The following is a 19,004-nucleotide window of genomic DNA, read 5'->3' on the forward strand; positions in this document are numbered from 1 at the left end:
ATGTAATATTAACACTTTTTCAACAGACGTTTTCCACAAGTGTTAAGAATGTGGAAAACTCTTTCTTTGTTGAAAAATAATTAGCTTTTCAAGTAATCTTCATCGCTCACATTCATATCATCCTGAATGAAAGTTCTTGTTTTTGCCAATAATTTATCGAATAAACCTGGTCCGCGTTTTTCTTTTTCCTTAGCTGCTTTTGGTTTCTCAACAAAAACGCCAGGCTGTTTCATTTCTTCAATCAGCTCTTCTGCTTTCTGAATTCCTTTAATCAACAAACCAACACTGGTTGCATACATCGGGCTCTTTAAGTCGTCATAGATGGCTTTAGGCATATCTTCGTATTTAGATAAGTGCTCGTTAGGATAACCAATGCGGCAATCTAAACCGGTTACATATTCAACAGCTTGAGATAAGTGTTTCAGCAAAGCACCACCACCGGTAATAACAATACCACCGATCAGTTTTTTCTCATAACCCGAAGATTTGATCTCGTAATACACGTGCTCAATAATCTCTTCCATACGGGCCTGAATAACATAGGCCAGGTTTTTAACTGAAATTTCTTTTGGTTCGCGGCCACGTAAACCCGGAACGCAAATGATTTCATTTTCTTTATTCTCTTCAGCCAATGCAGAACCGAAACGCGTTTTTAACAACTCAGCCTGGTTGCGCATCACCGAACAGCCTTCTCTGATATCCTCGGTAACACTATTACCTCCAAATGGAATAACCGCTGTGTGACGGATAATACCTTCGTGGAAAATAGCGATATCGGTTGTACCACCACCAATATCAACCAGGGCAATACCAGCTTCTTTTTCTTCCTCGCTCAACACCGATTCAGACGAAGCCAATGGCTCAAGAATTAAATCCTGAGTTTGCAGCCCTGCATTGTTTACACATTTAATGATATTTTTTACTGCGGTAACCTGACCTGAGATGATGTGGAAGTTGGCTTCCAAACGTACTCCTGCCATACCAATCGGATCTTTGATACCCGGCTCGTTATCGATGGTAAATTCTTGCGGCAATACATGGATGATCTCCTCACCCGGAGGCATTACCAGCTTAAACATATCATCAATCAGCTTGTCGATATCTTTTTTGCCGATTTCGTTGTTTAATTCTCTTCTTGTTAAAATTCCTCGGTGCTGTAAGCTCTTAATGTGCTGACCAGCAATACCCACATTTACCACCTGTATTTCTACATTAGATTGTCCGCTTGCTACTTCAACTGCTTGAGCAATGCCCTGTACGGTTTTTTGGATATTAGAAACTACCCCACGTGTTACTCCTGCCGATTCTGCTTTTCCAATACCTAAGATCTCTATCTTACCGTGCTGTGTTCTACGACCAACGATAACACAAATTTTTGTAGTACCGATATCCAATCCTACTACAATGGGCGACTGACTGGTAAATTTTGCCTTGTCCATATTCGTTAATTTTGCTGAGTTTTATACTGTTTTTCCAGGGCTCTGATTTCTTTCTCTCTCGCCTCTCTCTGTTTTTTTAAATCTGCCTCAGATTTTGCCGGCTTTGGCTGTGTTGTTACCGCTTGCTTCGGTTTTTCTTTTTTATCCGCAGGCTTTATTTCCTTTGGCTTAGTGGCCGACGTTGCTGCCGGTTTTTTTTCTTCTTTTTTGGCTGTTTCCGTTTTTTTGGTTTCTACCTTTTTAGGTTCCACTTTTTTCGGTTCAGGTTTCTTCGGTTCGGGCTTTGCCGCCACTACCTTTTTAGGCTCCTCTTTTTCGGGCTCTGCGGCTTCAGGCCTATCATCCATTGCATCTCCAATTGTACTTCTGATCAGCGAATCGGCTACACTACGTTGTATCCTCAAACTATCGGCAGCAGAAAATGTTTTGCCTTTTTTTCCCAATTCTGTCGAATCTCTTTTCTCGCATACAATCTGATTGGTATACTTGATATTTATGGTTTTATAAGTATCCCAACCTACCTGCGGCATTGCTTTTTTATAGAACAGCAACAGGTTTTTCATTTTCTTTTCCAGCGAATCGGCATTACCCAGAATGATGCGCTGGTTACCTACGCGGGGGATCAGTGTGATGTCGTTTTTCTGATCAACCACAATCTGTTCGATCTGCGAATCCCAAAGCGTATCTTTTTTAATGTACTGGGCAGTTTTATATAAATCGCGCCCCAATTTTGTATGCAAAGTATCTACGCGGCTACCAAAAACTTCGGTAATGTGCCCGGTTGCCACTAAAACATTTGCAGTAAAGTTTGAGGAAATCGGCATTTTCAAACCATCGTTATCGATGTAAAAATCCTGACCGCTTTCATTTAAAATACGTACAATTGGCTGGCGTTGTTTCACCTCAATGTGCAATACCCCATCCATATCTACATACACCTTGGCAAAGCCGATATAGGGGTTGGATTGCAATTTCTTTTCAATCTGGTGGATATTGATATTCTCCAGGTTTCTGCCCAATAATACCCCCTGATCCTGCTTTAAAATTTCGTCAATTTCTTCGCGCTCGATAAAATTATCGGCACCGGGAATAATAATCTTAATATCGGTACACTTTACCGTTTGCTTTTTAACGTTGATAAAACCCAAAAGCACAACCACCCCTGCCAGACTGATCAGCCAGGCAAAGCCAGTAAAAATTGCGCTCCAGTTTATCCGCTTAAGCATTGTTCAAAGTATTTTTTAAAGGTTCGATAATGGTATCAATATCACCGGCACCTACAGTTAAAATTAATTCAGGCTTTGTGTCCTTAACGTACTGAACCACAAAATCTTTTCCACATATTTTCTTATCACTTAAAGTGATTTTATCGAGCAGAAACTGCGCATTTATACCTGCAAGAGGCAATTCTCTGGCTGGATAAATCTCCATCAGCAACAGTTCATCGGCAGTGCTCAAAACTTTTGCAAATTCATCAGCAAAATCTCTGGTGCGAGTAAACAGATGCGGCTGAAAAATTACCGTCAGCTTTTTATCCGGATACAGTTGTCTAACCGCGTCAAAACAGGCTCTCAGTTCTTCGGGGTGATGTGCATAATCATCGATGTAAATCTGATTGCCGTTGTTTACAATATATTCGAAACGGCGCTTTACCCCTTTAAAATTCGCAACCGCTTGTTTCACTTTATCTGCATCAATACCTAAAGCCAACGCAATGGCAATGGCCACTGTGGTATTCTCTACGTTGTGCTTTCCAGGAAGCATTAAGCTGATATCTTTTATACTTTGCGTAGCATCGGTATAATTGAACACAAATTTGGAACCTTCCACCCTCAAATTTTCAGCTCTTGCACTTGCGGTTGCACTTGCAGCATAACTGATGCCATCAGCTAAAGGCAAACCTTCATGCGTATAAAGCTTTCCACCTTCTTTCAACTGCGCAGCAAACAAACGGAAAGATTCCTCCAAATGGCTTTTATCACCGTAAATATCCAAATGATCGGCATCCATTGAAGTTACTACCGCAACATCGGGATGTAAAGTAAGAAATGAACGATCGTACTCATCGGCCTCTACTACCACCACATTGTTATCGCCAAAAAGTACATTACTGTTGTAGTTGCTTGTTATGCCACCTAAAAAGGCTGTACAATCGTAACCTGTATCTTTTAATATATGCGCTACAATTGACGAAGTAGTAGTTTTACCATGTGTGCCGGCAACTGCAATGCAAAACATGCCTTTACTGATAATGCCCAACACTTCGGAACGTTTCTTAAGGCTAAAACCTTTATGGCTGAAGTGATTTAAAATCTTCGAATCTTTTGGTATAGCTGGCGTGTATACAACTAAAGTATCATCCTGGTTATCTAAAAATGCACATGGCAATGAAGCAGCTTCATCCAGGTAGGTTATCAAAATACCTTCCTGTTCTAGTTTTTCAGTCAGTTTGGTCCTGGTTTTATCGTAACCACAAACCACCTGCCCGCGTTTAGCAAAATAACGGGCAAGCGCGCTCATCCCGATACCACCGATACCTACGAAGAAAACCCTATTTATTTTACTTAACTCCATTTTATTTACATTTGGGATGATAGATCTGAGATTTGAGACCTGAGAATGCGACATAACGCTTATCTCAAATCTAATTCCTCATATCTCACATCTTTATTTTCATATCTCTACTTACTTAATCAATTTCAATACTTCTCCTGCAATAATCTCATCTGCCTTTGGCAATGCCATTTTAGCCAGGTTTGCAGAGAGTTGCTCACTTTGCACTTTATTTTTTAATAAGGCTAAAGCCTCTTTCACCAGGGTATCTTCTGCAGAACGATCGTTAATTAATATCGCTGCTCCATTTTTCACCAGTGCCATCGCATTTTTGGTCTGGTGATCTTCTGCCACATTGGGCGAAGGCACCAAAATTACCGGTTTTGCAATGAGGCAAAGTTCTGCAATGGTTCCTGCTCCTGCCCGCGAGATAATTACATCGGCAGCAGCATAAGCCAGGTCCATTTTATTTAAAAACTCCAGAATACGAACATTCGGGTGATAATCTACCCCTAACCTTTCAATTATTCCTTTGTAGTAATATTTACCTGTTTGCCAGATCACCTGCACGTCCTGCGCAATTATTTCGGGCAAATGTTTTTCAATCGCTTTGTTCAATGTACCGGCGCCCAAACTCCCACCAGTAACCATAATGGTCTTTTTCAAAGGATCGAGCTTTAACAGTTCGGCACCGGCGTGGTGTTTACCCTTAATATCTACCACTTCCTGACGAACCGGGTTACCGGTTTTCAAAATCCTGTCGCCTGGAAAAAACTGATCCATCTGATTAAAAGCCACACAAATTTTGGATGCTTTTTTACCCAGCCATTTATTGGTAACACCAGCATAAGAATTCTGTTCCTGTATCAGGTATGGAATTCCTTTCAAAGATGCTGCATACAACAAAGGTCCGGAAGCATAGCCACCAACACCTACAACTGCATCAGGTTTAAAATCGTTAATAATCTGTATCGCCCTACGCACGCTACCAATTACCTTAAATGGAAGTGCCAGATTTTTTACAATCGAACCGCGTTGCATTCCACTGATATTTAAACCAATAATCTTATATCCGGCCGCCGGAACTTTTTCCATTTCCACCCGGCCTATTGCACCCAAAAAAAAAATTTCACAAGCAGGAACCAAGCGTTTGAGCGCATTGGCTATGGCTACGGCGGAAAAAATGTGCCCGCCCGTGCCACCACCTGATATGATAATTTTTTGGGGATTATTTATTTTCTGTTTTATTATATTTTTTTATCACTGAGTACACTGATCTTAACTTTCTACCGCTCAACCCTACCTTCAACCTCACTAAGCTATCGCAGGAATCTCTCCAACGATTATTTTATTATTTATTTTTTCTTCTTTCGAAGTTACTTTTGCATTTTCTTCCACATCGCGGCTTACACTCAAAATAATGCCAAAAGCCACACTGGTAAAAATCATTGAGGTACCTCCCATACTTACCAGTGGAAGCGGAACCCCGGTTACCGGACCTAAACCAACTGCTACGGCCATATTGGCAAAGGCCTGGATGGTGAGACTAAAGCTTAGTCCCGCCGCCAGCAGTGCCCCAAATGCCTTGGGTGCCCGCGTTACGATCTTGATACATCGGTATAAAAGTACCAGGTATAGTATCATAATAACAATTCCTCCCAGTGTCCCCCATTCTTCAATAATAATGGCGAAAATAAAATCAGAATACGGGTGTGGCAGGAAGTTGCGCTGTGTACTATTACCTGGTCCTTTACCAAAAACACCACCAGTAGCCAAGGCTATTTTCGCCTGATCTGCCTGGAAAGTTTTATCTGAATGCTGCATCTCAGGATGCATAAACGTATTGATACGCGACATATATGTTTTACGCCTTGGCCCTAAAAAGAACACAAACAGCAGAAGCACAAAACCACCTGCACAAACAATCGCGATCTGTTTAATACTAATCCTTCCGATAATTAGCAGCAAAATACTTACACCAAACAGCATTAAAGCTGTCGAGAGGTTTGCCAGTGCAATTAAAACAAACACCACACAAACCGAACCCATAATTGGTATAAATGATTCCTTTACGTCTTTAATATTCTCTTGTTTTTTGGTGAGCATCCGCGCCAAAAATGTAATCAATGCAAGCTTGGCCAAATCGGAAGTTTGAAACGTTAACCCTATTACCGGTATTTTTACCCAACGTGATGCATCGTTTAAGTTGGTTCCGAATATCAATGTATAAAACAGCAAGGGGATGGTTACAATCATCAGCACCTTCGAAATACCTGCATAGTAGCGGTAATCGAGCAAGTGGGCAATGTAAATCATACCAATACCCATTAATACAAAAATCAGGTGTTTGGTTAACAAAAGCTTCTCTACGGCTTCGCCCTTTTTATAAGCTAAAGTTCCTGTTGCACTGTACACCGCCATTACGGATATAAGCGAAAGCAGGATGATGATCAACCAGATCCATCTGTCGCCTTTTGTTTTATTAAGTAGTGCCTGCAACATATATTGAGCCTCCTATTATAATTCTCTAACTGCCGCTTTAAACTGGTTACCGCGGTCTTCATAATTTTTAAATAAATCGAAACTTGCACAAGCTGGTGAAAGCAAAACGGTGTCGCCGCGCTTGGCTAGGTGAAAAGCAATCTGAGCAGCCTCATCAGCCGAAAATGTATTTACAATTACTTCTACGTCGTCTTCGAAAGCATCATGGATACGCTTGTTGTCCTTACCCAAGCAAACTATAGCCTTAACTTTACTTTTTACCAAATCTTTAAGCATGTTATAATCGTTCCCTTTATCAACACCACCCATAATCAGCACTACATCGCTGGTCATGCTTTCTAAGGCATACCAGGTAGAGTTTACATTGGTGGCTTTACTATCGTTGATAAAATCAATTCCAGAAATTTTGGCTACATGCTCTAAGCGATGTTCAATGTTTTTGAAATTACCCATGCTTTCGCGGATAGAATCATTCCTTAATTCTAAAACTTTAGCTACTATGCCAGAAGCCATAGAATTATAAACGTTGTGCTTGCCTTGTAAGGCTAAATCTGAAATAGACATGGTTAATTGATTATTTGGTTCAGTAAGGATATGTATAGTTGTTTCGTCTAAATAAGCGCCTGTTTCAACTGCTTTAACAATCGAAAAAGGATAGGTTTTGGCAAGAGGTTTGGCAATAGCCATAGCTTTTAAGCTTTCCTCATCATCAGCACAGTAAATGAAAACATCGTCAGCTGTCTGGTTCTGGATAATGCGCATTTTCGATGCCGCATAGTTCTCCAGTTTATAATCGTAGCGATCTAAATGATCGGGAGTGATATTCAATAAAACAGCGATATCTGCCTTAAATTCAAACATATCATCGAGCATGAAGCTCGAGATCTCTAAAACATAGTATTCATACTCTTCGTCAGCTACCTGAGCAGCAAAGCTTTGCCCGATATTGCCCGCCAGCCCTACATTTAAACCTGCATTTTTTAAAATGTGATAGGTTAATAAACTGGTAGTCGATTTTCCGTTCGAGCCTGTAATACAAATAGTTTTAGCATCCGTATAGCGTTTGGCAAACTCAATTTCCGAAATCACCGGAATTCCTTTAGCCACCAGTTTTTTAATAATTGGGGCACTTGGCGGAATGCCTGGACTTTTAATTACTTCAGAAGCACTTAGGATCAGTTCCTCCGTGTGCTTTTCTGATTCAAAGGGCACACCAAGCTTTTCTAAAGCCGCTTTATATTTATCAGTAATTACCCCGTAGTCGGAAACAAATACGTCGAAGCCTTTGGCTTGCGCTAATTTTGCTGCGCCAACTCCACTTTCGCCGGCGCCAAGAATAACCACACGGCCCTGCCCGGTCATTGCTGACTTAGTATTGCTTGATGTGATATTACTTGTGCTCATTCTTTTATCTTTTTTGGTATCTGGTAGCATATCAAGACATAATCCTTACTTTACTACCTTTTTTATATTTTTTTTCTCTATTAACAGCCCTATAAGCGCATCTAGGTTTTTTATGTTATTATCGCTTATAGCTTTAAGCTTTTTCTACCTCAACTTCAAGGTTACGATGGTCATAATGGCAAGCATAATTCCAATAATCCAGAAGCGGGTAACAATCTTTGCTTCATGATATCCCTTTTTCTGATAGTGGTGATGTAAAGGTGACATCAGGAAAATCCGTCGCCCTTCTCCAAATTTCTTTTTGGTGTATTTGAAGTAGGAAACCTGCATAATTACCGATACCAGCTCTACCAGGAATACTCCGCATAAAATCGGGATCAAAAGCTCTTTACGGATCATCAATGCGAAAGCTGCGATAATACCGCCAATAGCCAAACTGCCGGTATCGCCCATAAAAATCTGAGCCGGATAAGAGTTGTACCAAAGGAAACCAACACATGCCCCCACAAACGCCCCGGCAAAAATCATCAGCTCAGCGGAATTTGGGATGTACATAATGTTCAGGTAATCAGCCATGATGGTATTACCCGAAACATAAGCCAGAATACCCAGCGTAATACCGATTACCGCTGATGTTCCTGTTGCCAGACCATCGATACCATCGGTAATGTTTGCCCCGTTTGAAACTGCAGTGATAATAAATACTGTAAAGGCCAGAAAAATGATAAAAGCATATTTCTGATAATCACCACCTAAAAACTTAAGCACCTTTGCATAATCGAACTCATTGTTCTTATAAAAAGGCATATTGGTTTTAGTCGATTTTACATCCTGTGTATAATAAAAAGTTTCACCTTTCTGGCGCAACACCATTGGTACAGATGAAGTATTTTTAACATTATCCTGAACGGTTTCCCTCACCACAATATTCGGGTGGAAATACATCGTTGTGCCTACAATCAAACCCAATCCAACCTGACCTACAACTTTAAAACGGCCGGCCAAACCTTCCTTATTCTTTTTGAAAACCTTGATATAATCGTCCAGAAAACCAATTGCGCCCATCCAGATGGTGGTAATGATCATCAGGATAACGTAGATATTGGAAATATTGGCAAAAAGCAATGTTGGAATTAAAATACCCAGCAAAATGATGATACCCCCCATGGTCGGCGTACCCTGTTTCTGCATCTGGCCTTCCAAGCCTAAATTTCTTACCGTTTCGCCAACCTGTTTTTTCTGCAGATAATCGATTAACCTGCGGCCATATACCGTAGTGATAATTAACGACAGAATAATTGATACAGAAGCACGGAAAGTGATGTACTGAAACAGCCTCAATCCAGGAATGTCGTAATGCTTATGCAGGTATTCGAATAATAAATATAACATTAGCTGATCGGGTTTAATTGTTCAAGTAAAATCTCTTTATCATCAAAATGATTTCTCACACCATTAATCTCCTGGTATTTTTCATGTCCTTTTCCTGCAATCAAAATGATGTCGCCGGGCTGAGCCAAATGACAAGCAGTTTTAATTGCTTCTTTTCTATCCAAAATGGATAAGGTTTTACGTTTATTGGTCGGCGAAACCCCAGCTTCCATCTCAGTGATAATCGTTTGCGGATCTTCAGTACGCGGGTTATCAGAAGTCAGGATTACTTTATCGCTCCAGTCACAAGCCACCTGGGCCATAACCGGACGCTTGGTTTTATCCCGGTCGCCACCACATCCAATCACCGTAATTACCTGTTCGGTTCCTTTGCGAATATTGGCAATGGTGCTCAACACATTCTGAACAGCATCGGGCGTATGCGCATAATCTACAATCCCGATAATTTTATCTGGCGAGGTGATATAATCGAAACGACCTTCGGCTCCAGACAAAGTGCTTAGAAGTGTTAATACCTTTAATTTATCCTGCTCTAACAAAATAGCTGTACCATATACCGCTAACAAGTTATAGGCATTAAATGAACCTACTAGTTTAAAATAAACATCTTCGTTATCGATATCCAGGTGCAAACCGCTGAACTGGTTTTCGATAATCTTGGCTTTAAAATCTGCTAGCTGCTTAAGCGCATAAGTTTTTTTATGTGCTTTGGTATTTTGCAACATCACCATACCATTTTTATCGTCGGTATTGGTTAGTGCAAAAGCAGATTTAGGCAAGCCATCAAAGAATGCTTTTTTAGCTTTCAGGTAACTATCAAAAGTTTTGTGAAAGTCTAAGTGATCGTGTGTGATGTTCGAAAATACGCCACCTGCAAAACTCAAGCCTTCAATCCGGTGCTGTGCAACTGCGTGCGAGCTTACTTCCATAAAACAATAATCACAGCCTGAATTTACCATATCCCTTAAAAGCTGATTTAGCGCAATCGGATTTGGCGTAGTATGCGTAGCCGCTACCACGGTATCGTTAATGTAATTTTCTACCGTTGATATTAGGCCTGTTTTATAACCCAAGGCTTTAAATAACTTGAATAAAATTGTAGCAATGGTTGTTTTCCCGTTTGTACCGGTAATACCAATCAGTTTTAAATCGGCCGAAGGATTACCAAAATAATTACCGGCCATAATACCCAAAGCCACCGAAGTATTTTCTACTTTAATGTAGCTGACTTCTGCATCTGGATTTTCGGGCAGGTTTTCACAAACAACCACCGTAGCCCCCTGCGCAATAGTTTGATCGATAAACTGATGTCCATCGGCCAATGTTCCTACTACCGCAAAGAAAACATCATCCTTACCTACCTTACGCGAATCGAAATTCAGCGCATTGATTTCCCTATCGGTTTTGCCAACCAATTCTTTAATCGTTACACCGTAAAGTAAATCTTGTAATTGCATTTTATTTATTGTTAGTATCAAGTAATAAGTATCAAGACCTCAAATCTTTCAACCTTCCACCTTAATTCAATTCTATCTGTACCCCTATTCCCTTACCAATTTTGGTACCTGCAGCTATCGACTGAGCGGTTACCTTGCCTGAGCCAAAAACTTTGGTTTTTAAACCTGCATTTCCCAATAAATACAAGGCATCTTTAAGTCCCATTCCAGCTACGTTTGGCATAATACCTTTACGTTCGTTGTTTTCCTGGAAAATGGTTCCTGCACTGGTATCAATTATGTTATAGTATTCAGATTTTGACGCAAAAAGCGGTTTAAATCCGAATGCCTTATATACTTTTTGCGTAGCCTTGCTTTGACCAGCTTTTGTAGGCGGCGTACCCGTGTTACCCACTAAACGCGTTGGCACATCATTATACATCTGCATATCGCTGGCATAAATGCGGTCAGAAATTTCCCTGAACACTGGTCCCGAAACCGTAGCGCCGTAATAAGCTCCTTTTGGATCGTTGATTACCACGATTAAAGAATATTTAGGCTTATCAGCCGGAAAATATCCCACAAAAGAAGCCTGGTATTGCTTATTGGCCTTATATCCTTTATTTGCATCAGCAACCTGAGCAGTACCTGTTTTACCAGCAATCGGATATAAAGGATTATAAACCACTTGCTTTCCGCTACCTTCGGTTACCACACCCTCAAGCATTTTCTTTACTTTACTCAGCGTAACATCCGAACAGATTTTCTCATTGATTACCCTGGCTTTAAACTGCTCAATCGGGTTACCCAGTCTTCTAATCTCTTTCACGAAAATCGGTTGTACCATTTTACCATTATTAGCCACCGCGTTATAAAGGGTAAGCATTTTCAATGGCGTTAACTGCATTTCATAACCATACGCCATTTGAGGAAGGGTCATGTTTTTGTTCCAGCTTTTATTTGTTTTAGGATTTTTAACCACAGGCCTTGCTTCACCAGGGATCTGTAGCTCCATTTTTTGGTTAAGATGCCAATCGTACAAATGATCGGTAAATTTTATCGGATCGCTACCATAATGCATGTTGATCAATTTTGCAATTGCAGCATTAGAAGAGGTTTCGAATGCTTTTTTTGCAGTAACTGTTTCAATTTTCGGGTGCGAATCTGTAATCAGCTTGCCTGGAATCTGATAATACCCGGTTCCAATCATGGTATTGGTATCAATCAGCTTATCTTCTAAAAGCGCCATGTAAGAAGCCAGTTTAAAAGTCGAGCCCGGATCCTGGTTACCTGCAATGGCATAATTAAACTTCTCTTTGTAAACACCTTCTTCTACTTTAGAGAAATTGGCTACCGCCCTGATTTCACCAGTCGCGACTTCCATTAAAATCACCGTCCCATGATCTGCCTGCGATTTGATTAATTGCTTTTCCAAGGCACTTTGCGCCAAATCCTGCATATTTACATCAATGGTTGAGATAATATCGGCTCCATCTTTTGGCGCAACTTCTGCTTCTTCGTTCACAGGAATATAAACTCCACCGGCAATACGCTGCATCAGCCTTTTTCCGGTTTCGCCGTTGATATATTCTTTATATGCACCTTCCAAACCTACCCCGTTAGCCACATTTTCGTTTTTATAACCAATTGTACGGGCAGCGAGAGCCTGAAAAGGAAGGATACGTTTATTCTGTTGCACAGCAATTAAGCCACCACTGAACTTACCTATATTATAAAGGGGAAAACTCCTGATGGTTTTAAGATCGGCATACCCTACTTTACGGTGAATTAATAAATAACGTGCACTATCCTGACGACCTTTACGCAGGTAACGGGCATATTCTTTTGCAGTTTTATCCTGAAAAATCTGAGCTAACTTATAACCCAGCGAATCTACTTTCTCATTAAATACCTTATCCTCAGCAATACCACCGGCAAACATATCCATACGCAGCTCGTACTCCGGAATTGAAGTAGCCAGCAAACTGCCATCATTAGAATAAATATTCCCACGGGTTGCCTCCACACTCACATAACGTGTAGAAAGACTATCTGCCATAGCTTTCCATTTTTTCCCCTGTACAAACTGCACCTGACCGAGGCGTAAAAACACCGCGAAAGCAAAAAGCACAATTAAGCCAAATGCCAGATATACACGAAGCAAGATGTTTGCTCTAATATTCATCGCTTTTAACAATTATTTTTTTTGGTGGTTCAATCAGTTCTTTTATCCCTAGGGTATCAACCTTTTTGGCAACCTCTGTTAGTTTACTTTTAAACATCAGATCTGCCTTTAGCGATTTATACTCCCATCGCAATTCTTTTACTTCTTTATTCAATTTATCAATGCGGCGTACATTGTTTACCGCAAAGTGGCTATTGGCAATGTAAACCATTCCCAGAAAGGCCAAAAAACACAAATAAGGCAAAGCATCAGTTGCCGCCTCTTTACTTACTAATCCATCATTAAAAAGCTTGCTAATGAAGGAGTTGCTATCCATTTTCTCCTCAGCGGTTTTCGGCTTTTTGGGCGCGGCTTTTAATTCCGGCTCAGGTCCAACTTCCTCTTCTTCTATCTCCTCTCTAAACCTGTTCATATTTTTTCTGCAATTCTTAGTTTCGCACTGCGGGCACGATTGTTCCTGGCAATCTCCTCATCAGTGGCAATAATCGCTTTACGTGTAATTACATTAAATGGCTTTTGCTGGTTCCCGAAGAAATCTTTCTCCACCTCTCCCTGAAATTTCCCTTTAGCCATAAAGTTTTTAACCGGTCGGTCTTCAAGCGAATGATAAGACATTACCACCAAATGACCACCTGGCTTTAACACCTCGGCCGCCTGCTGTAAAAAATCTTCCAGCACCTGTATCTCCGCATTCACCTCTATACGCAAAGCCTGAAAAACCTGCGCCAGGTATTTATTTTCCTTTCCTTTAGGAATATAGGCCGATATAGCCGATTTCAAACTGTTAACATCGGTAAAAGACTTTTCCAAACGCGCAGTAACTATAGCCCGAGCCAAAGACTTCGCGTTTTTCACCTCACCATAAATGCCAAAAATTTTATGCAACTTATCTTCAGTATAGGTATTCAGAATTTCAGCAGCAGTTAAATTGCGGTGCTGATCCATACGCATATCCAGATCGGCATTATGGCGGATTGAAAAACCACGCTCAGGCACATCAAACTGATGCGAGGAAACCCCCAAATCAGCCAGAATACCATCTACCTGCCTAAAACCTTTTAAACGGAGATTATTTTTCAAAAACCCGAAATTCTGATCTATAAACACAAAGCGATCATCAGCAGGAATATTAGCCTGCGCATCTGGATCCTGATCAAAAGCAATTAAAGTTCCTTTCGGACCAAGATGTTTTAAAATCTCGCGCGAATGACCACCGCCACCAAAAGTAACATCCACATAAACCCCATCAGGTTTAATATTCAAGCCATCAATACAAGGCTGCAGCATCACCGGAACATGGTAATTATTCTCCATCAGCACCTCCTTTCTTATCGCCCATTACTTTTTGAGCAAGGCTAGCGAAATTGGCCGGCACATCATCAAAAATATCTTCGTAAGATTTTTTATCCCAAACCTCGATACGATCTAACTGGCAAGCCAAAACCAGATCACTACCAATACCGGCATACTCTACCAAAGATTTCGGCAACAATACACGGCCAGCAGCATCAAGCGAAAGCTCGGTAGCCCCACGGGTGAAAGCCCTTACAAAGGCACGGTTTTCCTGATCGTAAATATTAAGCTTGGCAAGGTCGGCCACAACAGCGTCCCAAACATTTTTAGGATAGATTACCAGATTTTTTTCAAAACCACGGTTAATTATGAGCCCATCATTCTCAGCATTAGGCAATTGTTTCTTAAGCGCAGCAGGCACCATAAGGCGGCCCTTTGCGTCAAGTTTACAATCAAATTCTCCTAAAAGTTGGGTCATAGTGGTATCTACACTTTTTATCTAGTGTAAAAGTAAAGAGTTCTACCACTTTTTACCACTTTTTACCACAAAAAAGTTTTCCACATCGTTTTTGTTACAATTTGGAGGCTGCAATATAACCAGAATATATAGATTGGCATATTCAAAAAGCCACTACATACTGATAATAAGGCGATTAAAAATAAAATATCCAAAAGTGTCACGCCCGCCCATTTTTGCCCAATATTTTGAAGTTTTATCCTAAATACGCTCATTTATAGGATATAAAACCACGCTAGCCTTTCATTTTGTGGTTCATTTTGTGTCTTTTTTGGAAAAATCTCCCACACACCAAACCAGTCTACATAACGATACGATTACGCAAACGTTTGAGCGTTATTTGCATTTTCTTTATCACCTGTTTATCTCTAATTTGTGATTAATCTCACCCATAAACACTAAAAATGAAACCAAAAATCCTAAAAATGATACTTGCGCTGACTTTGAGCGCTTCGATCAGTTTTTCTCAGACAACCAAATCGCAAGACCTATCCTCAAATGGCGTTATTCCTAAACCGTTATCTGTTACGCCATCTGCAGGCAAATTTGAATTTAAACCAACCACCCCTATCTATTACCAGGAGCAAGCTCAGACAGCCATAAACCTGTTTGTTTCACTACTGGCAGGCAGTACCGGCATAAATACTAAAACTTTGCCCTTACAAAACCAAAGTGAAGGTGTACTCTTTATGGTATCGGACACTTTGAATAGTTTGGGTGAAGAGGGTTACCGGATCAGGATCACCCCTGCTGCCATCAGGGTTTATGCCAAAACGGGTGCAGGGATATTTAACGCCACACAAACCATCAGGCAATTGTTACCCGCACAAATTGAAGGCAAAACAAACGGAAAAACTTCGTGGAGCATTCCTTGCGGCGAAATTATGGATAAACCACGTTATGGCTGGCGCGGATATATGCAGGATGTTAGCCGTACTTTTTATGGTGTTGATGTGATGAAGAAATATATGGATGTAATGGCATTGTATAAATTAAATGTATTGCACCTGCACTTAACCGACGATCAGGGCTGGCGGATAGAAATTAAAAAATATCCCCTGCTTACCGGTACGAAAACTACCATATTTGATAAAAGCACCAACCAACCCGCAGAAAGAAGTGGTTTTTATACACAGGATCAGATTCGCGATTTAGTTAAATATGCAGCTCAACGCAACATTACCATCATTCCTGAAATTGATGTACCCGGCCACTCCTGGCCTACCGTACTGGCTTACCCCGAACTGGGTGTAAACCAGAACCGCAAACCGGATTTTATTTTTCCATTCCTGGATTCGTGGTCGTACTGGGGCAACCAGTTTACCCCAAATACCCTCGATCCAACCAAAGAAAAGGTTTACGAATTCTTAAGTAACGTATTTACCGAACTGGCTGATCTTTTTCCGGCAGATTACATCCATTTCGGTGGCGACGAGGTAAGACATGTGCTTTGGGAAAAAGAACCGCACGTACAGGAATTTATGAAAGCCAAATCGCTAAAAAACACCAACGAATTGCAGAGCTATTTTGTGAAGCGGATCTCAACCATTATTAAAAGTAAAGGCAAAAAACCAATTGGTTGGAACGATATTTTAAGTGATGCCCAAAACCTCACCAAAGAAACAGCAATTATGTCGTGGCTTGGTGACGAAGCCATAGCCGATGCTGCAAAAAACGGATTTTATGTGGTTGCCACCCCTACTGATCCTTTCTATTTCGATATTACCCAGGCCGACCGCAACGATGGCACCATGAGCGATCTGGCTTATGGCAACATCAATACGCTGGAAAAAATATACAACTACGAACCTGAAACCGGCTTAAGCCAGGAAGAAGGGAAATTTATTTTAGGTGTACAGGCCAACCAATGGACAGCGATAACCCAGGACCTGAAAGACATGAACGTGCAGAATTTCCCACGTTTACTGGCATTGGCCGAAACAGGCTGGATACCTAAAGGAAACAGAGATATGACTGGGTTTAAAATGCGTTTATCGGAAAACCTTAAACGACTTGACCTGCTCAAAATAGATTATTACAAACCTGGAGGCTACATTTCGGGAAGCTGGGAAGCCAAAGCAATTGGCAACGAATTTCGGACGCTTAGCTGGGATGTAACCAAAAAGACTTATGCCAACGGCCGCATTACTGCAGGATTCTTTTATACCAAAGGTGCTAATTTTATGGAAATCAAAAAAGTAGAACTGCTCGAAAACGGAAAAGTAATTGCCAGTGATGAACATACAGGTATTGCAGATAAATTCAGAGGTACGCATAAGGTTAAAAGCTTTTTATACCACCTGCAGCTCGATCACTACAAGCCCAATGCAAAGTATGAACTAAAAGCAGAAGTTAAAGGCATTGGTGGCACCGACAGCAATGGTAACTTCACTTACAACCTAAGCCCTTTTGACCGGTTAAATGTAGCCGAAACTAAATAATATACCCTACATCTAATATGTGCATGAATCCGTGCACATATTAGATTTTAAAATCATATCCTAATTTTGTCTGATAGCCAAATTCGAACTTTACTTATTTAGACTTATTAAAAATAATTTGCATAAACGGGATTAAAACTATTTCTTTGTAGCACAAACAAATTCTGAAATACGTTCCCTATCAAGGGTATATCTCCGTTAAATGAAATCAGCAGGCAATTCTAAAAAAATCAGTTGGGCAAAGCACCAAAAGAGATGGTTCGGCAAATGGCACCTTTATTTGGGTATTATTGCGGGTGCAATAGTGGCTTTCGTAGGTGTTACCGGGAGTATCCTTGTTTTTCAGGATGAGATTGACCGGGCGCTAAATCCTAAGCTGTTTGAGGTGGTTGCGCAAAAGCAAAAAATGCCGGTTGAAGAGATTGTGCCGCTCATTAAAAAGAACTACCCTGGGCTAAAAATCGACTACCTGATGCTGAATAACTTCAAAAATCCCAATGAAGCTTACAGCGTTTTGAATTTAAAAAGTGGCGAAGAAACCTTTATTAATCCATATACCGGAAAAACAAGTGGTAAAAGAATACACACCAGTTCTTTTATCCACGTAGTTACCGAGCTGCACCGAACCTTGTTAATTCCAGTTGCCGGACGCTACATTTGCGGCCTGGCCTCTCTATGTCTTTTACTTTTAACCATTTCGGGTTTACGTTTATGGATCCCAAAGAAATGGAAACAACTTAAAACAGTACTCACTGTTAAGTTTAGCGGTTCGTTTAAACGCCAAAATTACGACTGGCACAATTCACTGGGTTTTTACTCCTCACCTATTGTCGCCATACTAAGTCTAACGGGTTTTTGCATTACCTTTTCTACCCTGGTCATTCCATTCCTTTTTTTATTGAGCGGAAAATCGCCTCAAGGCGTTGCCCAGTTATTAGGAGCGAAATCGGCCTGGCATGCTGCTGCTGTACCCCTGCCTCTCCATGCGATTACAGCAGCAGCCAAACAAAAAATGCCCAATGCCTATATTGGCGGAATTGCCTTTCCTGCCGATAAAACCGGGACTTACCGTTTGGACATGCTAAGCGGAAACCTACCCAAAGTTGGCAAGAGGGAAATGCTGGTTGTTGATCAGTACACTGCCAAAACTTTACTAAATAGCCGCAGCGATTTCCCCAATGTTGGCAATGCTTACCTCAGCTGGCTAACACCAATCCATTACGGCAGTTTCGGTGGCCGCCCAACGCAGGTTATTGCTATTGTTGCCGGATTGATGCCTCTGGCACTTTTCATAACGGGCTTTATCATCTGGTGGCCCCGCTACAAAAAACAAAAAAGAGGTAAGAAGCGAAAGCTTAAAGAAGCACTGCAAGATGAACAGGTCAGTGCACCCGTTAGTGAACAAGAGGAAAAATCAGCGATAGAGAAAAGCCCTCGTCCAAAATTAGGACGGTATTTTCTGTTACAGTTTAAATCGGGTATTAAATACGCAGCTGTTATTCTTTTGGTAAGTTTTATCATGGGTGCACTGTACGGCTTACCATCGGGCATTATCATCCAGCCCGCTATCTTTGTGGTAGCCTTTAGTGCGGTAATGGTATGCATTAATTTTATATGCTCGCTACTGGCAGAGCTTTTCAATCTCTTGTTTTTATTACCTTTTAAGAAAGGAAGCCACAGGGTAACCCGCTATTTTGCCTTATCGGCTGCGTTTTTGGTTTGTTACTTAACGGTATACATGATCTTACTCAATACGGGTTTAGAGATATTCTAAAGTGATGGATTCTTTTAGATCTGGACAACAGGTGGTAGCATCTAAAGACACATAGACTATCCCGATCA

The 19,004-nt window shown here is 40.9% G+C and carries 14 protein-coding genes; 2 read left to right on the forward strand and 12 right to left on the reverse strand.

Features of this window, described 5'->3' with window-relative positions; translation table 11 throughout:
- Nucleotides 1-80 precede the first annotated feature (80 nt).
- The 12 genes from ftsA to mraZ all read right to left on the reverse strand — a co-directional run bounded on the left by ftsA (nucleotide 81) and on the right by mraZ (nucleotide 14,682).
- Nucleotides 81-1,439 (reverse strand): cell division protein FtsA, encoded by a 1,359-nt coding sequence (ftsA, locus tag HWV58_RS00790; RefSeq protein WP_039473398.1) that lies wholly within the window; start codon nucleotides 1,437-1,439, stop codon nucleotides 81-83.
- Between the two features lie 5 nt (nucleotides 1,440-1,444).
- Entirely contained in the window at nucleotides 1,445-2,665 is a 1,221-nt protein-coding gene (locus tag HWV58_RS00795) for a cell division protein FtsQ/DivIB (RefSeq protein ID WP_175632236.1), read from the reverse strand.
- Nucleotides 2,658-4,013, reverse strand: coding sequence for a UDP-N-acetylmuramate--L-alanine ligase (murC, locus tag HWV58_RS00800; protein WP_175632237.1), 1,356 nt, complete (start codon nucleotides 4,011-4,013; stop codon nucleotides 2,658-2,660). The genes HWV58_RS00795 and murC overlap by 8 nt, the downstream gene beginning before the upstream one ends.
- Nucleotides 4,014-4,124: 111 nt before the next feature.
- Nucleotides 4,125-5,228, reverse strand: coding sequence for an undecaprenyldiphospho-muramoylpentapeptide beta-N-acetylglucosaminyltransferase (gene murG / locus HWV58_RS00805; RefSeq protein ID WP_175632683.1), 1,104 nt, complete (start codon nucleotides 5,226-5,228; stop codon nucleotides 4,125-4,127).
- A gap of 78 nt (nucleotides 5,229-5,306) precedes the next feature.
- Complete coding sequence (locus HWV58_RS00810; protein WP_175632238.1) at nucleotides 5,307-6,494, reverse strand: FtsW/RodA/SpoVE family cell cycle protein; 1,188 nt, start codon at nucleotides 6,492-6,494, stop codon at nucleotides 5,307-5,309.
- A 15-nt stretch (nucleotides 6,495-6,509) separates the two neighbouring features.
- The gene (murD, locus tag HWV58_RS00815) at nucleotides 6,510-7,898 is read right to left on the reverse strand and encodes a UDP-N-acetylmuramoyl-L-alanine--D-glutamate ligase (RefSeq protein WP_235972606.1); all 1,389 of its coding nucleotides are present in this window, start codon (nucleotides 7,896-7,898) and stop codon (nucleotides 6,510-6,512) included.
- Between the two features lie 144 nt (nucleotides 7,899-8,042).
- Complete coding sequence (gene mraY, locus HWV58_RS00820) at nucleotides 8,043-9,290, reverse strand: phospho-N-acetylmuramoyl-pentapeptide-transferase (RefSeq protein ID WP_175632239.1); 1,248 nt, start codon at nucleotides 9,288-9,290, stop codon at nucleotides 8,043-8,045.
- Entirely contained in the window at nucleotides 9,290-10,747 is a 1,458-nt protein-coding gene (locus tag HWV58_RS00825) for a UDP-N-acetylmuramoyl-L-alanyl-D-glutamate--2,6-diaminopimelate ligase (protein WP_175632240.1), read from the reverse strand. The genes mraY and HWV58_RS00825 overlap by 1 nt, the downstream gene beginning before the upstream one ends.
- A gap of 61 nt (nucleotides 10,748-10,808) precedes the next feature.
- Nucleotides 10,809-12,911, reverse strand: a complete 2,103-nt coding sequence (locus HWV58_RS00830) for a penicillin-binding protein (protein ID WP_175632241.1) — start codon at nucleotides 12,909-12,911, stop codon at nucleotides 10,809-10,811.
- Nucleotides 12,901-13,323, reverse strand: a complete 423-nt coding sequence (locus tag HWV58_RS00835; RefSeq protein WP_039473423.1) for an FtsL-like putative cell division protein — start codon at nucleotides 13,321-13,323, stop codon at nucleotides 12,901-12,903. The genes HWV58_RS00830 and HWV58_RS00835 overlap by 11 nt, the downstream gene beginning before the upstream one ends.
- Nucleotides 13,320-14,225, reverse strand: coding sequence for a 16S rRNA (cytosine(1402)-N(4))-methyltransferase RsmH (rsmH, locus tag HWV58_RS00840; protein ID WP_175632242.1), 906 nt, complete (start codon nucleotides 14,223-14,225; stop codon nucleotides 13,320-13,322). Before rsmH ends, HWV58_RS00835 begins: the two co-directional genes overlap by 4 nt.
- Nucleotides 14,215-14,682, reverse strand: a complete 468-nt coding sequence (gene mraZ, locus HWV58_RS00845) for a division/cell wall cluster transcriptional repressor MraZ (RefSeq protein ID WP_124560861.1) — start codon at nucleotides 14,680-14,682, stop codon at nucleotides 14,215-14,217. The genes rsmH and mraZ overlap by 11 nt, the downstream gene beginning before the upstream one ends.
- A 443-nt stretch (nucleotides 14,683-15,125) precedes the next feature.
- Between mraZ and HWV58_RS00850 the strand changes: the two genes are divergently transcribed.
- Both HWV58_RS00850 and HWV58_RS00855 read left to right on the forward strand, forming a co-directional pair.
- A complete protein-coding gene (locus HWV58_RS00850; RefSeq protein WP_217706922.1) occupies nucleotides 15,126-17,162 on the forward strand; it encodes a beta-N-acetylhexosaminidase in 2,037 nt (678 codons plus the stop codon).
- 202 nt (nucleotides 17,163-17,364) lie between these two features.
- Entirely contained in the window at nucleotides 17,365-18,936 is a 1,572-nt protein-coding gene (locus HWV58_RS00855; protein WP_175632243.1) for a PepSY-associated TM helix domain-containing protein, read from the forward strand.
- Nucleotides 18,937-19,004 lie beyond the last annotated feature (68 nt).

Origin of the sequence: Pedobacter ghigonis, assembly GCF_903166585.1 — a bacterium.
GTDB classification, from domain to species: Bacteria; Bacteroidota; Bacteroidia; order Sphingobacteriales; family Sphingobacteriaceae; genus Pedobacter; species Pedobacter ghigonis.

Excerpts from the sequence above, each read along its gene's own strand:
- HWV58_RS00795 (WP_175632236.1), bottom strand. The coding sequence starts at position 2,665 with ATGCTTAAGCGGATAAACTGGAGCGCAATTTTTACTGGCTTTGCCTGG.
- murD (WP_235972606.1), bottom strand. The coding sequence starts at position 7,898 with ATGAGCACAAGTAATATCACATCAAGCAATACTAAGTCAGCAATGACC.
- rsmH (WP_175632242.1), bottom strand. The coding sequence starts at position 14,225 with ATGGAGAATAATTACCATGTTCCGGTGATGCTGCAGCCTTGTATTGAT.
- HWV58_RS00850 (WP_217706922.1), top strand. The coding sequence starts at position 15,126 with ATGAAACCAAAAATCCTAAAAATGATACTTGCGCTGACTTTGAGCGCT.
- murC (WP_175632237.1), bottom strand. The coding sequence starts at position 4,013 with ATGGAGTTAAGTAAAATAAATAGGGTTTTCTTCGTAGGTATCGGTGGT.
- mraY (WP_175632239.1), bottom strand. The coding sequence starts at position 9,290 with ATGTTATATTTATTATTCGAATACCTGCATAAGCATTACGACATTCCT.
- HWV58_RS00825 (WP_175632240.1), bottom strand. The coding sequence starts at position 10,747 with ATGCAATTACAAGATTTACTTTACGGTGTAACGATTAAAGAATTGGTT.
- HWV58_RS00855 (WP_175632243.1), top strand. The coding sequence starts at position 17,365 with ATGAAATCAGCAGGCAATTCTAAAAAAATCAGTTGGGCAAAGCACCAA.
- HWV58_RS00830 (WP_175632241.1), bottom strand. The coding sequence starts at position 12,911 with ATGAATATTAGAGCAAACATCTTGCTTCGTGTATATCTGGCATTTGGC.
- ftsA (WP_039473398.1), bottom strand. The coding sequence starts at position 1,439 with ATGGACAAGGCAAAATTTACCAGTCAGTCGCCCATTGTAGTAGGATTG.
- mraZ (WP_124560861.1), bottom strand. The coding sequence starts at position 14,682 with ATGACCCAACTTTTAGGAGAATTTGATTGTAAACTTGACGCAAAGGGC.
- HWV58_RS00835 (WP_039473423.1), bottom strand. The coding sequence starts at position 13,323 with ATGAACAGGTTTAGAGAGGAGATAGAAGAAGAGGAAGTTGGACCTGAG.
- HWV58_RS00810 (WP_175632238.1), bottom strand. The coding sequence starts at position 6,494 with ATGTTGCAGGCACTACTTAATAAAACAAAAGGCGACAGATGGATCTGG.